This window comes from Microcella sp. (assembly GCF_030645145.1).
GTDB lineage: Bacteria > Actinomycetota > Actinomycetes > Actinomycetales > Microbacteriaceae > Microcella.
This window is the reverse complement of the sequence record NZ_JAUSMI010000029.1, coordinates 1-2667: the sequence shown is the minus strand read 5'-3', so window position 1 is coordinate 2667 and position 2667 is coordinate 1. Positions and strand designations below refer to the sequence as shown.

The 2667-nt window shown below is 70.5% G+C and carries 1 protein-coding gene; it reads right to left on the bottom strand.

The features are described 5' to 3' along the window. Positions 1 to 166 precede the first annotated feature (166 nt). Positions 167 to 2667, bottom strand: a 2501-nt coding sequence (locus Q7T15_RS01790) for an RNA helicase (RefSeq protein ID WP_304692680.1), incomplete at its 5' end; no start/stop codon positions are given.

Below are 2667 nucleotides of genomic sequence, written 5' to 3'. Positions count from 1 at the left end.
GATCATCCGGCCAGCAGGCGCCAGCCTCGCATTACGGTGGACCACGAGAAGGCCTTCCTCTTCGAAGTGTCTAGACACCACTCAGAATGAAGGCCTTCTCTTCAGCCTTGTGTCACCAACGTCCTGACCGGGTACAGCTAGAGCCGGCCGGGGAGCTGCAGCCCGGCTAGAGCCGGTTCAGCCCCTCGACGCGGACGACCGCGACGCCCTGCTCCGCGCTCTCGGCGAGGTCGACGACCGCGTCGATGCCCCAGTCGTGATCGCCGGCCGGGTCGTCGATCACCTGACGGACGCGCCACGTGCCGGGGGCATCCGTCGGGCTCTCATCGATCTGTATGAGGGATGCGCTGCGCGCGTTGCCCGCCGTCCCGATGCTCTCGTGGTCGGCGTAGTAGGCGTCGAGCGCCTCGGGCCACGCCGCGTGCGGGTCGAGCGCCTCGAGCTCGTCGTCGCGCTGCAGGGCGGCGAGCTGCACCCGTCGGAAGAGCTCGTTGCGCACGAGCACCATGAACGCGCGGCGGTTGGTGAGCACCGACGGCGGCGGGGGCGGGATGACCGGCTCATCGCCCTCGGGCTGCGGGTTCGACAGCGCCTCCCACTCGTCGAGCAGGCTCGAGTCGACCTGCCGCACGAGCTCGCCGAGCCAGGCGATGATGTCGCGCAGCTCCTCGGTCTTCGCCTCGTCGGGGACCGTCTGCCGGATGGCGCGGTCGGCGTCGGAGAGATAGCGCAGCAGCAGACCCTCGCTGCGCGCGATGCCGTAGAAGCTCACGTACTCGCTGAAGGTCATGGCGCGTTCGAACATGTCGCGCACGACGCTCTTGGGCTTGAGCTCGACGTCGCGGATCCACGGCTGACTCGCCGCGAAGGTCTCGAAGGCCTCGCGCAGCAGCTCACCGAGGGGCTGCGGGTGCTCGACCTCGTCGAGGAGCTCCATGCGCTGCTCGTACTCGATGCCCTCGGCCTTCATGCCCGCGACGGCCTCGCCGCGAGCCTTGAACTGCTGCTGGCTGAGCACGGGGCGCGGGTTCTCGAGCGTGGACTCGATGACGCTCACGACGTCGAGCGCGTAGTGGCCGGTGCCGATGCCGCCCGTGTGCGAGCCCGTCGCATCGCGACCCGCGGCCTGCGTCTCGTCGGGGTCGAGCAGCTCGATGACGGCGAGCGCGAACGGGCTGAGCGGCTGGTTGAGCGCGAAGTTGGGCTGCAGGTCGACCGTGAGGCGGATGCGCGGCTCACGCTCTCTGCCGTCCGCGCCGGTCTCGCCGCCGTCGCGGTCGATCACCACGACGCCCGCGCGCACGAGGGTCTTCGCGATGCCGAGCGCGCGCTGCACGAGCTCGCGCTGCCGGTGCGGCGGCTCGTGGTTGTCGGTGAGGAGCGCCCGGGCGTTGCCGAACACGTCTCCCCCGCGCGCGATGAGGTTGATGAGCATCGCGGCGCTCACCTGCATGCGACTCTCGAGCGGCTCGGGCGCGCCGCCGACGAGGCGCTCGAAGCTCGTCTCGCTCCACGTCACGAAGCCGGCGGGGGCCGATTTCCGCACGATCTTCTTCTTCTTCTTGGGGTCGTCGCCCGCCTTCGTCGTCGCGAGGTGGTTCTCGATCTCGTGGTCGGGCGCCTGCACGACGACGAGCCCGGCGGTGTCGTAGCCCGCCCGCCCCGCGCGCCCGGCGATCTGGTGGAACTCGCGCGCGCTCAGCTGCCGCGTCTTCACGCCGTCGTACTTGCTGAGCGCCGTGATGAGCACGGTGCGGATCGGCACGTTGATGCCGACGCCGAGCGTGTCGGTGCCGCAGATGACGCGCAGCAGCCCGCGCTGGGCGAGCACCTCGACGAGCCGGCGGTACTTCGGCAGCATGCCGGCGTGGTGCACGCCGATGCCCGCCCGGACGAGCCGGCTGAGCGTCGACCCGAACCCGGTCGAGAACCGGAAGTCGCCGATCGCGGCGGCGATCTCGTCGCGTTGCTCCCGGCTCACGATGCGGATGCTCGACAGGGCCTGCGCGCGCTCCATCGCCGCGGCCTGGCTGAAGTGGACGAGGTAGACCGGCGCCTGCCGCTCGTCGAGCAGGCGCTCGACGGTCTCGTGCACGGGGGTGCGCACGTACTCGAAGGTCAGCGGGATGGGCCGCTCGGTGTGCGTCACCTCGCTCACGGGGCGCTCGGTGCGGCGGTGCAGGTCGTCCGCGATCGCGCTCATGTCGCCGAGCGTCGCGCTCATGAGGAGGAACTGGGCGCCGGTGAGCGTCAGCAGCGGTACCTGCCACGCCCACCCGCGCTCGGGCTCGGCGTAGTAGTGGAACTCGTCCATGATGACGAGCCCCGCCTCGAGCTCGGCGCCCTGGCGCAGGGTGAGGTTGGCGACGATCTCGGCGGTGCAGCAGATGATCGGCGCATCGCCGTTGACGGCGGAGTCGCCCGTGACCATGCCGACGTTCTCGGCGCCGAAGATCTCGACGAGCTGGAAGAACTTCTCGCTCACGAGCGCCTTGATCGGGGCCGTGTAGTACGACCTCTGCCCCTGCGCGAGCGCGATCGCGTGGGCGGCGACGGCGACGAGGCTCTTGCCCGACCCGGTGGGGGTGGCGAGGATGACGTGGGCTCCGGCGACGAGCTCGAAGATCGCCTCCTCCTGCGCCTCGTAGAGCGGTCGCCCGCCCTCGG